Origin of the sequence: Pedobacter sp. PF22-3 (genome assembly GCF_026239555.1) — a bacterium.
GTDB lineage: Bacteria > Bacteroidota > Bacteroidia > Sphingobacteriales > Sphingobacteriaceae > Pedobacter.
Genome location: NZ_JAPIVP010000034.1, coordinates 1 through 14,936 on the forward strand (window position 1 = coordinate 1; position 14,936 = coordinate 14,936).

The window sequence follows — 14,936 nt, forward strand, 5'->3', positions numbered from 1 at the left end:
ATAATTCTGTCCGGAGATATTACCGTTAAACTGCGGTAGGCTACCATCGTTATATTTCAGTTCCATGCTGAACTGATCGGAGGTACTGTTCTTCATCCAGCCGCGCTCGTTATAGGCAAAGGTGGTCGCCTGGGTATCGTTGTGCAGGTTCTTTTTGGCCAACTGGCCGATCTCGTTGTATTCGAGGTGGTTTAGTGCAACATCTCCCTGGTTGTTGATGTTTTCAAAAGTGGCTATCTTGCGGCCTACATGATCGTACTCGTATCGGTTGGCGATGGTGGTAACCTTACTGCCCACCGTGTGGGTACGCGTGCTGGCTTTTAGGCTGCCATCAAAGTTCCAGATATTGTCTATTACATCGGTACCGTTTAAATGGTGTTCGCTTTTGCTCTGCAGCACACGCCCCTCAAGGTCGTAATAGCTTACCGTAAGCATCATTGTGCCGTTACTCAGGTTCTTTACCTTTGTTCCGGTTAGCAAGCTTTTGGTCCTCTCCTTAGGCGCCTGGCCTGTTCCCGGAGGGCCAAATGTGTTACCTATAAAATCATAATCGTCGTAGTAGTTCAGTACATAATAATCCCCGATACTGCCCTGTGGAATGGCATCATTGCTGTAACCAATCTGCGTATTTGATGCATCAGGTTTTTCATAGGCAGCAGTTCCGTTTGCGATATCCTGAAAAGCAGACCTGTAATTATTTCCCGACTGTTCGTTGTGAAGATTATCGACATAACGGCCGCTAATCACCACCCTGCCAAAGGCATCGTATTTGGTAAAGTTCCATTCCTGCGGGCTTTTGTTCCGCTGGTTGGCATCCTGGCTCATCACCACCTGATCGAGTTTATTGTAAACCATAAACTCCCAGCCCTTGCCCGGGATCTTTTTCTCTGTCAGCCTTTTTCGGCCATCATAACGGTAACCGTAGATAAACTGATCAAAAACCGTCTGGCTTTCATCAAAACTACTGATCGGCGCCGACAGCCTGTCAGTATGCTCATTTACTGCAGGCGGCAGCACGTAGCGTAGGTTGCCCAAGTCATCATAAACATAATAAGTATTCAGGCTTTTGGCATCCGTTTCCCATACCCGTTTCAGCACCACACGCCCTTCAAAATCCTTAAATTCTTCGGTGGTACCCATTTTTTGGTAGGCCGGAACCCAGTTCTCATCCTTCATTATGGTTTTGTAGAGTTTGCCCGGCTGATAAACATCAGCTGTTGCACCGTTATCCGTACCATTGATCTTCCATAGTTTTACCTCATCCTGTACATTGGTGCCGTAATCGGTTTTAAGGGTATGGCCAGAACTGATCTGCCAGTCGGCACCAGGCGCGCCCTGTTGGAGCACACGGTTCAACGGTGAGGCCTCAAAAACCGTTTCGGCAAAGGCATTGTCTGTCGCTTTGATACCCGCTGCTTGTGGGAAATGGAAAAAATTATACTGCTCGTCGAGTGCAGCTGATCGGAAGCTTCCAGAAGCGCCTGTTTGTGCCGCATAGGGCTGGTACTTAAATCGCTCTCGGCCAAAGGCATCGTAGGCAATAGGCTGTACAATGTCCCTGAAACTTGGGCTGCCCTGAACCTGTACCGTCTGCAAAGGCCTGCCCAATCCGTCAAAATACTGGATGGAATGGTTTTCTTCACATACATCGCGGCTGTTGCCCAGCGTGGCATCGGTAACCGACGTTTTAAAGGTACGGGTAAGGATATAGTTCTGGTTTGTGCTCGGCGTTGAAGACAACGGCTGGCAGTTGAGGTAGCTTAGCCCGGTGGTAAAGATCCGCACAGGGCCTGTGGTATGGAAACCATCAGTAAGCGTTACGCTCAATGGCGCACTGATCTCGTTTTCGCCGTTATAAACCGATACGACTTTTTGAGCAGAAGCTTGGCCACCAAGCAGAAATAAAGCTGCCGTGGCACAAAAATATTTTAGCTGTTTTTTCATGGAGTGCGTTAGTTTTTATAATGGTAATCGGTCTGTTTTAAAATGTTGCCGTTCTGGTCTTTAATGGTTTTTAAACGCTGAAAGGCATCGTACTCATAGGTAATAGTCATGCCCTTGGCATCCGTCTGGCTCGTCATGCCTACTAAAGGCTTGTAAGTATAACCGGTTACAGCTGCCTCCGGAAAAGATGACCTGAGCTGCGCCACCAAAGTGTTTACCTGGGTATCTGTAGGGTTGGAGCTGCTAAACGCAGCTACTGCCCCTGGCCCACCAAGCAAAGTCTCCATAGCCTGGTAATCAGCATTTTTAATCTCTGCGACTAAATACTGCCCGTTATAGCTGTATACATAACAGGTTTTAGGCCCCGATGTAAACCCCTGGCACAACAGGTTCCCTCTGGTATCGTACTTTATAAACTCTACCCTGCCTTCAACTCCTTCGCCGCTGGCCTGGGTTTCAACCGTTTCGGGTGCAACTATATTATTGCCCCAGTTACGATAGTTTATTTTTTCGGTCTGTTTTAAAACTGCATTGCTATAACGCTCCACCCGAAGTACTGCAGATAGGTTATGGTTATACAACAACTGTTGATGGGCAACCTCAGCGTTGCCGCTAAGTCCCGAAACGTCCTGCGGATAATAATATTCTACCGTATTGTTCAGTCCATCGCTGTTTACCTGCCCATCGGTTTTCAGCAGCAGGTGGTTGGGTCCATAAGTATATTTCCGTCCACTCTTAACAAATAAACTCCCGTCAATATAATCCTTAACCCTTATAGAATCCAGGCGCTGCCACCTGGAAAGGAGGTGATAATCGTTTGTAAGAAATTGCGCCGGCACAAGTACCATACTTGTTTCCCCATCGGTATAGGTTTTAAAATATTCGGGTTGTTTATAGATGATGTTTATACCAAGTCCCCGGTAAAAAACATCGGGATTATAGCTGCCTGAAGTAAAGTGATAGTTCCAGTATTCCGAATCATCCCTAACGCTGTAATAGTTGGTGGTTTCTTTCTGGATCTGGTACCCCGAACCGGTTTGCTTATAGATTTCTTCGTTTAGTAACAGCCCATTCTGCCAGTCGTGGCTTACGGTAGGAACCGTCGGCATCGATCCGCTACCACCGGCATCTGCCTCAAAAGAATAACGGCTTACTGTTTTTCCCAGCACACCATTGTCATCATTAAATACCTGCACACAGGTATAACCCACCGAGCCCCCGTTGATGGAACCTAAGGGATACAGCGAAGATGCGGTCTGCTTATAATAGTCGGCAAAGCTGTAATTCTGTGTAGCCGCATTGGAAAAACCACGGGTATAGATATAGGTATACTTCGGCAGGGCATTGATGCGCCCGCTTGATGCACCCGTCAAGGGATCGCTATACAGGTAACGTTTGATGTAAGTGTGCTGCCCGTCTGAATCTGTTGTCCGCAGTACCCTTAAGCCGCCGGTCAGTCTATCCCCGGTCATGTTCGCCACTTGTTTTTCATCGAACCGAATAGTAAGAAAACCGTTGTTGAACGTTCCCACCGTAGCTATCGACATGGTATAGGTTCCCGGGGCAAGTGTGCCAAGCGAGGTACTTGTTGCAGGCGAATCAAATGTCCTGAAATAACCATTCGGACCGCTGAGTGATATTGTACAGGGCTGGTCAAGTTCAGGACCAGCGTTATAGGTTGCCCCTATATTGGTAACCTGTGAGGGAGCCGCTGGTATGGTAAACGTCCTGGTTGAGGTAGCATCAGGACTACTGTATACATTATATTCCCGGTTGAAGTTCTGCTGCTCCTGCCAAGTGGCCGGATAACGATTGGATTCATACTGGAAAGAAGTACTTCCACCGGTTGGATAAGTCACTTTTTTCAGGATAGCCATCTGGGCGTAGTTTTCATCAACATTTCGATCTGCCCCATCGTTAAAGCCATATTCAGTTTCTATCGGCAATAAAGAGGGATTGGATTTTCCGTTGTAAAATCCCCAGTGATCCTGCGCAAAAGATAACCTGTGCGGCACGGGGATGATATTATCATATTCAAAGCCATAATTCTGATCAGTGCTGTGGACAACCCTGTCGAGCCTCAGACGGAAATAATCTGCACTGGGCCCGCTACCAAAATAACTGTGAAAAAAGGTGAAATTATCAATCACGCTTATCCCATTACTGATGCTGATCCCCTGTAGCCTGTTTGCACCTGGCAGATCCGTTCTTTGGGAAAGGTCGTAATCAAAACTTACCGTAACACCAGTAGTGGTGGTAATACTGGCCAGTCTTTTTTCGTAAACGGTGTTAACCGTGTTCATGTAGTTATTGCACTCGTTAAAATGCGCACCAAAGTTGCCTGGCACCAGAACCTCCCGTGTACGCGAGGGCTGGATGTTGGTATTGTACACTTTGTCCTGATAATTGAAAGTAACTTCGTTGTTATCGGTTAAGATAATTTTGGAGAGCAGTACCGTACTGCTCAGCAGGTCTGCACCACAGTTGTTCGGAAGTGAGGTGACCTCAACCGTCTGGAACAGATACCTGATCCCTTTTTCATCCGTTATCATAAACTCCGGGGTATTTACCGAACGCTCTATCTTTAGGTTGTTGAAAGGGATGGTGTGTACCTGCCGGTTCTGATCGAAATAGAATTTACCGCTTCCGCCCGGAAAACTGTAACTGAAGATATCAGGCTGTGAATCTACGATACCGTCGGCAACATTCTTGGCAAACTTATAGGGTATGCCACCCCCGCTTTCTGAAGAATTATAAGGAAAGTTTCCATAACTTGTTGTAGGCATTGTTGCTTGAGGGGCACCAGATCCCACACAAAAGCCATTGGGACCAAAATCGGGCAGGCCGTTTACCGAGGCCGAAATACTCCCACCTGCGTTCAGCGCCCATCCGAGCCCCACATTTGAGGAAATCTCCTCGACCCTGATCCCTGCAGTATGGTAGGCAATGGAAATGGGCAGTGAAAAATCCTTTATGTTTATAGTATACACCGGAACCGAAACACTGGCAGCGCCCGTAAAATTCCCGACCGGGATATCGCCGAACTTCCCAAAGGCTGCCGTCTGCGGCGATGAGGGTACAACCTGTTTGATCTTCACATAGGTTTCCTGCGCAGCACACAGGAAAGGAAACAGAAATAAAATAAGCGAGAGCTTACGCATAGTTGGTCTGAATTTGTATAAAAAATTGTTTTAATTAAATGCCTATTAAACAGAACAGGTTTTGATGGGCCGGACTGGTACTCACGCTTAGATAACAAGCCTGGGTCACCACATCGGCATTTACCGGGAACAGCTGTTGGTAATGTACCGGGTAAATAAATTCCAAGCCCTAATATGTCAGCTTAACGCTTTAGTCAAGAACCTTTAGAGCCGAAAGGCGATTGTCCATCTGATAAAAAAACCGATTCAAATAAAAAGGGAAAACATGAATTGGACACTGTAGGTGGATTCCAGTAATGCATTTATAAATACATACCGGGACCAAGATAAAAGTTAAGATGTGGCGCATTTTTAGATAATTTATTCGCCAGAAATATACCTAAAAAAGACAATAATATAAAAAATTTAAAGAAACCTATTATTTTATATGATGAAACCAATGTTTATTACATTTTCAAAGTCCTATATTTAAAAAGGTGCGAAGGAATTTTCATGTAACACAATTCTTAGCTAAAACTAAAAATATGATTAACTATTTTATACAGCGTGACCGTTTTGATTTTGCAAAAAACACACCGGATATTGGCAATCCCACTAAAATTGTTGAGCATTAATCCCGTTTAATATGCTCACCGTATTGCTCACCTTTTTCATGCGAAAAAATGAATAATTTGGTGTTTTCAGAAAACGAAAAAGCCTGTAAACATTTAATTTACAGGCTTTTAGTTAAATTTAAAACTATTTTCGCGGAATGGACGGGACTCGAACCCGCGACCTCCTGCGTGACAGGCAGGCATTCTAACCAGCTGAACTACCACTCCTTTTGTTCTTCTTTAAAGTCCGAACCTCTTTCCCTTTCAGGATTGCAAATATAGGTACTATATTCAGTTTATCACTATAGTATTCTACATTTTAATCAATTCCGGCGTAACTCGTTGAGCCTCATTTAAAATATTTTAATCAAACTATTAATAAACAAAGCCTAGTCCATACAACTACCTGCCCAACAACTCCAGTAGTTGTGGATACAAATCATCGATCTTTTTATCAGGAGCTGCCGATTTCGACTTCTCCAAATATGATACAAACAGCATGTTCCGTAGCTAATATATAGATCGTACTACTGATTCTTAACCGCTGATAAAGTTAAGCCTGCAAGTTTTTCATTTTAGAAAACGAAAAACTTGAAAACTTAACTTTTTATTCCTTGAATAGATTATTATCAATATTCGTTTTTACAATCGCTAAATCTAGCACACCATTTGCCATCATAATAGTAATCTACCAATTGACATCCATTTTCATCCCTAAGGTTAGACACGATATACTTAGGCCCCCCAGCTAAACCACCTAATACGGCTTTAGAACTTTCGAAACCTAGCTTCTTGTTTTCCAATGATGACAAGCTTTTTTGCATCTCTTTTAACTTTATCATTTTCTTAAAGTTTAATATTTGACTGATAAGCGCCAACTTACCCTGGCGTTTAGGTTTAGGCGCTATTTATAAAAACATCAGTTATACGTCTACAAAAAATATTAATACAAATAGCTAACTACTGCGGTATAAATTTAATTTGCTAGCACTACCACAATAAGTTATTTTAAAGTTGAATATAAACATCTGGTAGTACAAGGCACGTTTGATATTTGTAGGGATTCAATAAATATTCGTAACGTTTACCAATAAATGTGCTAAAGGACGCTACATCAACATCAAGAACAGATGGTAAGTGGAATGTACAGTTTGGGATGAAATCTGCCGCACACTTTTAGTAGATATTTTTGAAGAAATAAAACATTAATAATCAGCATTTAAATTTTATCCCTAAATCTTTTGGTCGCCAATCAATTTCTCAAGAAAAAAGCATTATGATATAATGAGGTAGAAGAATGTGTCAGTGATTCTTTTTAGGACTGTGGCAAGATCAATAAAGGCGCATTACTTATCTATTCTAAACTTTTTCATTAACAGGAGTACGAATGCATCGGCAGAATCTTTCGACGCAAAGATCAAAGCTTTTAGGGCAACTTCACGAGGGCTAAGAGTGTGAAGTTCTTCTTATTTAGATTATCGAAAATATATGCTTAAAGCCCCAACTTTTCCGCTTGATCCCAAAACAAGCTGATTATCAAAATGTTATCAACAAAAAAAGCATCAATAAATTGATGCTTTTTTAGCGGAATGGACGGGACTCGAACCCGCGACCTCCTGCGTGACAGGCAGGCATTCTAACCAGCTGAACTACCACTCCATTTGTTCTTCTTTAAAGTTCGAACCTCTTTCCTCTTTCGAGGTTGCAAATATAGAGACAAAATTCTTATTTGCAAACTTTATTTTAAAATAATCGTAATTAACTAACCTACAGCACCTTCCTGCATCTTCTCTGCATTTTCTGCAAATTGAAGTGCATCAATAATCTCCTGAATATCTCCGTCCATAATGGATGGCAGGTTATACATGGTTAAGCCGATGCGGTGTTCAGTAACGCGGCCCTGAGGATAGTTATAAGTTCTAATCTTAGCCGAACGATCTCCCGTTGATACCATTGTTTTACGCTTAGCAGCAATATCGCCATTCTTTTTCTGCAATTCGATATCATAAAGCTTGCTCCTCAACATCTCCATCGCAATTACACGGTTACCGAGCTGAGAACGTTCCTGTTGACAAACCACCACAATACCCGATGGCTTGTGCGTTAACTGTACTTTAGTTTCTACCTTATTTACGTTCTGTCCACCGGCACCGCCCGACCGCGAAGTCTGCAGCTCAATATCGGCAGGGTTAATATATAGATCAATTTCTTCTGCTTCTGGTAAAACGGCTACAGATGCAGCTGAGGTATGCACACGGCCCTGCGTTTCGGTATCTGGCACACGTTGTACGCGGTGTACACCACTTTCGTATTTTAACTGCCCGTAAACATCATCTCCGCTCACTTTCAAAATCACCTCTTTATAACCACCCGCAGTACCTTCGGTTACATCAACGGTTTCCACCTTCCAGCCTTTAGTTTCAAAATAACGGGTATACATGCGGTACAAATCGCCTGCAAATAAAGCTGCTTCATCGCCACCTGTACCACCACGGATCTCAAAAACTGCATTTTTGGCATCTTCCGGATCTTTAGGGATCAACATCAAACGGATATTGCTTTCCATTTCTTCCTGTTGTTTCAGCAGCAGATCAAGTTCCTCCTTTGCCATTTCACGCATTTCAGGATCTTTTTCTGTCGCTAATATCTCTTTATTGGCATCAATGTTACTCATCACATTTTTATAGATTTTGTATTCATCTACAATCTTGCCCAAGTCTTTATATTCTTTGTTTAAAGCCGCAAAACGTTTCATATCCTGAATTACATCCGGATTGCTCAACGATTCTTCCACATCTTCCCAACGCAGCTTTATAGCTTCTAATTTATCTAACATATTTATTCTTGTTGAAATTTCCTGACGGTTGGCATAGGCCCAAAAATTCAGGAAATGCAAAAATAAGGAAAAAAGATGAATTAGTTTGTTTGGCGAGAATGGTTAATTGGTCGACGGTTAAATGTACAGGTACTAAGCAAAGGAATGGATTAAAAGTAAAGTTATTTTATTATTGAAAGGGTTTGAAAATGAGCAGTCCCGCTCCTATGGCTGCCGGCAGCCCCGCTATCCCTTCAAGTCCTCGCTGCACTCCGGGCTTTTCGTTTTATCGGGTTTAGGAACAAAGGGCAGTTTTTAGGCTTAATGCAACCTCAAATAGTAGAACTGACCTACCTATATAAACGGGATTGCAGTGGCAACTCCCGATTTTTCATCGGGACTATAACGGAAAGCCCGACGAACATTAAAAAAAGTTACAGACATTGCTTTCCTAAAACAGATATCAGTTTTTATTTAAAAAATAGATTTAAACTTAAAAGGCATTATTTAGAGGTTTTGAAAATGAGCTGTTCGATCCTGTGGCGGTCAGCAGCCCCGATATCCTTCAAGTCCTCGCTGCACTCCGGGCTTTTCATTTTATCGGGCTTAGGAACAAAGGGATGGTGCATTCTATAACGAAAAGTCCCAAGAACATTAAAAAAATACAGGCATAGCTTTCCTAAAAAATAAAAAAATTATGGTTTTGGCTTATAGTATTCCAATTTCAAACTTTCACCATCAAACACGCCATAAGAATTATAATGAAGCCATTCGCCAATATTTACATACCTGCTCCCATTACCCAAATCAATATCAAGCGGCAAGTGTCTATGTCCGAAAATAAAATAATCGAAATGCGTTTTCTGAAGTTGCTCTTTGGCATAAATGGCTAACCATTCTTTATCCTCACCCAAAAAAACCTCTTTTTCCGTTTGTGCAGCCCTACTCCCCTGGCTCCAGCCATTGGCGATACCAATACCCAAATTAGGATGCAAACGCGCAAACAGCCATTGGCAAACTTTACTCCTAAAAATCTTCCTTAAAAATTTATATTTATGGTCTCCCGGACCTAAGCCATCGCCATGATGAAGGTAAAATTTCTTTTCACCACGCTCAATCACCAATTCATCGCTGATGATTTCCATGCCAATTTCCTGGGTGAAATAACTGCGCACCCACATATCATGATTGCCTTTAAAAAAATAGATTTTTATTCCCGCATCAGCCATGGAAGCCAGTTTACCTTGTAAACGTATAAATCCCTTGGGAATAACTTTAGCATATTCGAACCAGAAATCGAAAATATCGCCCATCAAAAACAACTCACCGCAATTCGGTTCAATAAAATTCAACCAATCTACAATCCGCGCTTCACGGGCACGGCTTTCTGCGTAATTGGGTGTACCGAGATGGAAATCAGAAGCGAAGTATATATTCTTATTCATGGATCTCCCAAAGGTAACGCAAATAGCTTAAAGACTAAAGCAAAAAGACCAAAGCACAAAGGCTAAAGCAAGAATCCTAACTAGTGCAAACACTAAAACTAAATCTCCTAACAAATCGGCTTAAGTACTCCGAAAGAGAAAACTAATATTCCGTGCTTAACTACGTGTAAATCTGTGTTTCCGCGGCAAAAAAAAACAGTAAAAAAAATCACGTTAGCACAATTTATTAATTTCAAAACAGGTACAATCATCCCGAAGGAAAAGAAAGCTTGAAGACTAAAGACCAAAGTATAAAGCAATAAAAACTAAACCACAATTTTAGCGGGTCAATTGATTTTTTCTACTTACAATCTTTGGGAAACCGCTAATAAATTCGAGCCCAAAACATCCTGTCTTGATTTTAATCCTTAACAAATCGCCTTCTTCTACATTCCGAAACTTAAGGTACCAATAAAAGAATCCAGAAGTTTCCAACATCTCCATTCCACTTAACTGCACCAAATATCGAATATGTCGGTAAGCACGTTCAGCCTTTTGTTTCCTAAAGCTACATTCTATTTCAGCTACCGATTTTAACCTAAGCCGGTTTATAAGCAGCATTATTACATCCCCAACCCACATTTTACCAATAAGAGTAGATATTAAAACACCAATGCATATACACCAAACCTTAAATGCCAAAGAACTATCTTTAAATAGAAAAGGAGCATAAGAAACAAATTGCACAGTAAATGGCAGGCTGAAAAGATATGGTAAGTATTTTTTCCACCCTTTCCATGCCATATCTGTTGGAAGTATATGTATATCGATTACCAACAAACACAAAACCGGACAAAAAAGTATATAATAAGACCAATTAGTCTGATTGAGTAGCAGATATACACTAAATGGTAAAAATGCAATGGCTAACTGCCAGGATTGAGACATCAGGATAAAAACTACTACCCAAATACCCAATAAAAATATGGCTAAACCAAAATATTCATTCATCATAACTAGCTTAATCAATGCCAATTCACTAAATTAGTGTTTATCTTCAGTCAACAACCATGAAAAAACAATTAGTATTAGTTTTATTTGCACTAAGTCTGTTTGCCTGTAACCAGGAAAAAAAACCTGCAGCAAAAATAACATTGATGAAATACCCAGAAACGAAAAAAGACGACACTAAAGACAATTATTTTGGCACCACGATCGCCGATCCTTACCGCTGGTTGGAAAACGACACCTCTGCCGTAACCAAAGCCTGGGTGATTGCAGAAAATAAAGTTACCCAAAACTATCTGGATCAGATTCCTTACCGTGCAGATATTAAAAAGCGTTTAACTGAAATCTGGAACTACCCGAAAGAATCAGCACCATTTAAAGTAGGCGAATATTATTTTTTCACCAAAAACGATGGCCTACAAAATCAAAGTATCTGGTTTATTAAAAAAGGGTTAGATGGCAAAGAAGAAGTTTTTCTCGACCCCAATACACTCACCAAAGATGGAACAGCGGCCGTTTCGCTTTTGGGCTTCTCTCACAATAAAAAATACCTGGCCTACTCGGTTGCACAAGCAGGATCAGACTGGAGCAATATTTATGTAATAGAAATAGCCAACAAAACCAAACTAGCCGATGAGCTGAAATGGACCAAATTCTCTGGCGCAGCCTGGAAAGGCGATGGTTTTTACTACAGTAAATTTGACGAACCCGCTAAAGGAACCGATCTTTCTGCAGCCAATAAATACCAAAAAGTGTATTTCCATAAATTGGGCGATCAGCAACAAAATGATCAGTTAATTTTTGAAGACAAAACCAATCCAAATCTATATTTCGGTGCCAATGTTACCGAAGACGAACGTTTCCTGATGGTTTACGCCAGCGCAGGTACTTCGGGCAATGCATTGTACTATCAAGATCTGAAAGCACAGGGAAGCAAAATCGAACCTTTGATTAAGGGTTATGAAAATAACCATAGCGTTATTGATAATATTGGCAATAAATTATTGGTAAATACCGACCTGGGCGCCGAAAACAAACAGGTAGTTTTGGTTGATCCTAAAAATGCAGATCCGAAAAACTGGCAGAAAATTATTCCTGAATCGAAATTGGCTTTGGAGGGTATTGGGACTGGCGGAGGATTTCTTTGGGCTACCTATCTAAAAGATGCAAGCACCAATATTATTCAGTTTGATTTAACAGGAAAGAAAATTGGCGAAGTAAAACTGCCAGCAATTGGAACCGTTGGAGGCTTTGGGGGCTATAAAGAAGATAAAGAATTTTTTTACACCTTTTCCAATTTCACCACTCCAGGCACCATCTACCGCTACGATGTGGACAAGGCCGAATCGATTTTGTATAAAAAGTCAGAATTGAAGCTCAATACGGACGATTATGAGACTAAACAGGTATTTTATCCATCAAAAGATGGCACAAAAGTACCGATGTTTATCGTATACAAAAAAGGCATCAAACTGGATGGCAACAATCCGGTTTACCTTTATGGATATGGCGGTTTTCAGGTGAGTTTAACACCAGGATTCAGTCTTTCCAGGATGCTATTTTTAGCGCGTGGGGGTATATACGTTCAACCCAGCTTACGTGGAGGAAGTGAATATGGCGAGGCCTGGCATAAAGGTGGTATGTTAGCCAAAAAACAAAACGTTTTCGATGATTTTATTGCTGCAGCAGAGTACCTGGTTAAAGAAAAATACACCAATCCTGCCAAGATTGCGATTTCTGGCGGCTCAAATGGCGGTCTGCTGGTAGGTGCCTGCATGACGCAACGGCCCGATCTATTTAAGGTAGCTTTACCTGCTGTAGGCGTTTTAGACATGCTCCGCTACCACAAATTTACCGTTGGCTGGGGCTGGGCAGTTGAATACGGTACAAGCGATAAAAAAGAAGACTTCGATTACCTAATCAAATATTCACCACTCCATAACATAAAAAGTGGTGTTAATTATCCCGCAACTCTAATTACGACAGCCGATCATGATGACCGTGTGGTACCGGCACATTCATTTAAATTTGCAGCAACACTACAGGAGAAATATAAAGGCGAAAACCCGGTTTTAATCAGGATAGAAACTAATGCAGGGCACGGTGCCGGTAAACCCACTACCAAAGTGATTGAAGAAGCAACCGATGTATGGAGCTTTGTATTTCAGAATTTGGGAATGAGCTGGTAACGTATTTTTTGTCATTCTGAACGCAATGAAGAATCTTTATCTATTGGAGAATGTACTTCATCGTCTAAAGATCCTTCGTTCCTCAGGATGACAGATGATAAATAATTTCCCCACTAAACCCATAGACCAATTATAATTTGCTTTAAATCACTAAAAACCCTTAACTTTTGTTTTTAATTAGCTCATAGCATATAAAATACTGAATATAATAGGATTGCAAAATTATCTAGAATATTTCTAAATAGCAGAATTGATAAGACTTTATTTTGTAACTTTGCATCAAATTTTTCTTTAATGATCACTACTGATATAGCCGTAATAGGCGCTGGTCCGGTTGGTTTATTTGCCATTTTTGAAGCCGGTTTATTAAAAATGCGTTGTCATTTAATTGATTACCTTCCTCAGGTTGGTGGTCAGCTGTCTGAAATTTACCCTAAAAAACCGATTTACGATATTCCTGGTTATCCTTCTGTATTGGCTCAGGAACTTATCGATAACTTAATGGAGCAGGCCAAACCTTTCCATCCAACGTTTACTTTAGGCGAGCGTATTGAAGGTTTAGAAAAACGTGGTGAAGCTGATTTCGTTTTAACTACCAATATGGGTACTGTTATCGAAGCTAAAGTTGTGGTTATTGCCGGTGGTTTAGGCTGTTTTGAGCCTCGCAAACCAGCTGTAGAAAATTTAGAAAACTTTGAAAATGGAAAGGGTGTAAACTACATGATCCTTGATCCGGAGAAATACCGCGACCAGAAAATGGTGATTGCCGGTGGTGGTGACTCTGCTTTAGACTGGACCATTTATTTGGCAGAAGTTTGTTCTGAACTGACTTTGGTGCACAGAAGCGAAAGTTTCCGTGGTGCTCCTGATTCGGTTGCAAAAGTAATGGCATTGGCAGAAAGCGGAAAAATCAACTTGATTTTAAACAGCAATCTTCAGGCCGTACACGGAACTGACAAGTTGGAGCAGGTTGAAATTGTTCAGAACCGCACCATGGAAAAAACAGTTGTTGAAGCCGATCATTTAATTCCTTTGTTCGGTTTGAGTCCTAAATTAGGTCCGATTGAAGATTGGAACCTAAACATCAGCAAAAGTGCAATTGAAGTAAATGTTGATGATTATTCGACCAATATTCCAGGTATTTATGCTATTGGTGATATCAATACTTACACCAACAAGCTGAAATTGATTCTTTGTGGTTTCCACGAGGCTGCATTAATGAGCCATAGCGCTTATTCTTACATGAACCCAGGTGTGAAATATACCATGAAATATACAACTGTAAACGGAGTTTCAGAATTTTAAGCTTTCTGTTATATTTGCGATAATTAAGAAAGCAAAATGGAAAACAACATTAATATATATATGCAGGAGCCGGATGGCTCAGTTACAGAACACGTAGCACCAACCGACATGGGTTTAAGCCTGATGGAGTTTTTAAAAGCATCTGAATATGATATTTTAGCCACCTGTGGCGGAATGGCTTTATGTGCCACTTGCTGTGTTGATGTTTTAGAAGGCGAAGAAAAACTTAACGAAATGACAGACGATGAGTATGCCATGTTGGATACTTTGCCTGATCTTTTACCAAACTCACGTTTAGCCTGCCAACTGCAGTTAAACAACAATATGGACGGATTAAAAGTGAAATTACACGGCGTAAGATAGATTGTAAAATATTTTAAATGGAAAAAAGGCGATACGTAAAGTGTCGCCTTTTTTTGTCTCCAATAGATCTGAATTGCAAACGGCAAACCGAAAATTGCAAACTAATTTGGGCGTTCCCTAAGCTGCGCAAAGGT

At 41.2% G+C, this 14,936-nt stretch carries 10 protein-coding genes and 2 tRNA genes; 4 read left to right on the top strand and 8 right to left on the bottom strand.

Translation table 11 applies throughout. From position 1 onward, the window contains the following. The 4 genes from OQX63_RS23090 to OQX63_RS23105 all read right to left on the bottom strand — a co-directional run. Positions 1–1,944, bottom strand: a 1,944-nt coding sequence (locus OQX63_RS23090; RefSeq protein ID WP_265853153.1) for a DUF6443 domain-containing protein, incomplete at its 3' end; no start/stop codon positions are given. An 8-nt stretch (positions 1,945–1,952) separates the two neighbouring features. Beyond that, on the bottom strand, positions 1,953–5,105 hold the full coding sequence (locus OQX63_RS23095; protein WP_265853154.1) for an RHS repeat domain-containing protein: 3,153 nt from the start codon (positions 5,103–5,105) through the stop codon (positions 1,953–1,955). A gap of 747 nt (positions 5,106–5,852) precedes the next feature. Continuing rightward, positions 5,853–5,926: transfer RNA gene (locus OQX63_RS23100), tRNA-Asp, on the bottom strand. Positions 5,927–6,327: 401 nt separating this feature from the next. Continuing rightward, entirely contained in the window at positions 6,328–6,540 is a 213-nt protein-coding gene (locus tag OQX63_RS23105; protein WP_265853155.1) for a TIGR04139 family peptide modification target, read from the bottom strand. A 481-nt stretch (positions 6,541–7,021) separates the two neighbouring features. On the opposite strand from OQX63_RS23105, the gene OQX63_RS23430 reads away from it, so the two are divergent. After that, positions 7,022–7,156, top strand: a complete 135-nt coding sequence (locus tag OQX63_RS23430; protein ID WP_416276545.1) for a transposase — start codon at positions 7,022–7,024, stop codon at positions 7,154–7,156. Positions 7,157–7,283: 127 nt separating this feature from the next. Here the strand turns inward: OQX63_RS23430 and OQX63_RS23115 are convergent. The 4 genes from OQX63_RS23115 to OQX63_RS23130 form a co-directional block, all read right to left on the bottom strand. Further along, positions 7,284–7,357, bottom strand: a tRNA-Asp gene (locus OQX63_RS23115). A gap of 103 nt (positions 7,358–7,460) precedes the next feature. Next, a complete protein-coding gene (gene prfA, locus OQX63_RS23120) occupies positions 7,461–8,534 on the bottom strand; it encodes a peptide chain release factor 1 (RefSeq protein WP_090501656.1) in 1,074 nt (357 codons plus the stop codon). 674 nt (positions 8,535–9,208) lie between these two features. Then, complete coding sequence (locus OQX63_RS23125; protein ID WP_265853156.1) at positions 9,209–9,958, bottom strand: UDP-2,3-diacylglucosamine diphosphatase; 750 nt, start codon at positions 9,956–9,958, stop codon at positions 9,209–9,211. Between the two features lie 318 nt (positions 9,959–10,276). After that, positions 10,277–10,951: a hypothetical protein gene (locus OQX63_RS23130; RefSeq protein WP_265853157.1), complete on the bottom strand. Its 675-nt coding sequence runs from the start codon at positions 10,949–10,951 to the stop codon at positions 10,277–10,279. A 56-nt stretch (positions 10,952–11,007) separates the two neighbouring features. On the opposite strand from OQX63_RS23130, the gene OQX63_RS23135 reads away from it, so the two are divergent. The 3 genes from OQX63_RS23135 (at position 11,008) to OQX63_RS23145 (ending at position 14,802) form a co-directional block, all read left to right on the top strand. Next, entirely contained in the window at positions 11,008–13,134 is a 2,127-nt protein-coding gene (locus tag OQX63_RS23135; RefSeq protein WP_265853158.1) for a prolyl oligopeptidase family serine peptidase, read from the top strand. Between the two features lie 294 nt (positions 13,135–13,428). After that, positions 13,429–14,439 carry an NAD(P)/FAD-dependent oxidoreductase gene (locus OQX63_RS23140; RefSeq protein ID WP_113951684.1) on the top strand — a complete coding sequence of 337 codons (1,011 nt, stop codon included), beginning with the start codon at positions 13,429–13,431 and terminating at the stop codon, positions 14,437–14,439. Positions 14,440–14,475: 36 nt separating this feature from the next. Continuing rightward, entirely contained in the window at positions 14,476–14,802 is a 327-nt protein-coding gene (locus OQX63_RS23145) for a 2Fe-2S iron-sulfur cluster-binding protein (RefSeq protein ID WP_265853159.1), read from the top strand. Positions 14,803–14,936: the final 134 nt, after the last annotated feature.